Source organism: Acinetobacter brisouii (genome assembly GCF_008993995.1).
In the GTDB taxonomy this organism is placed as follows: Bacteria; Pseudomonadota; Gammaproteobacteria; order Pseudomonadales; family Moraxellaceae; genus Acinetobacter; species Acinetobacter brisouii_A.
Genome location: NZ_BKNN01000189.1, coordinates 1 through 366, shown reverse-complemented (window position 1 = coordinate 366; position 366 = coordinate 1). Strand labels below are relative to the sequence as shown.

The window sequence follows — 366 nt, the reverse complement described above, 5'->3', positions numbered from 1 at the left end:
CCAAATCAGGCTGCTTACTTCTTAACGTCTGACTATCTTGTAAATCACTTTTAATTTCCCGATAGCACATCTCAATCTCCCAACGTTGGACGTAAAGCATCGCGACTTCTTTGAGTGGATAGGCTTTAGAATCCATTAAAGATGTGATGTATCGTCTAGTTTTGCCTAAATGTTCGATTTCTATTAAACGAGCTTCCCAATATTCTCCCAATAATGGATTCAGTTTCTTCGCTCTAGGTGAAATAGGCATTCTGATGTGAGCATCATGTTTTGAGTGTTGTTTTATAATTTCATAGCGTAAATTATCTTTGGCTCGCATCAGCCAATGACGGCTTTCTGTTTGGGAATGCCAATTGATGAGAAAAT

Annotated in this window: 1 protein-coding gene; it reads right to left on the bottom strand. The window is 38.3% G+C overall.

The features are described 5' to 3' along the window. Positions 1 to 366 (bottom strand): transposase (locus GBN19_RS15590; protein WP_151778718.1); only part of this gene is annotated, 366 nt, incomplete at both ends.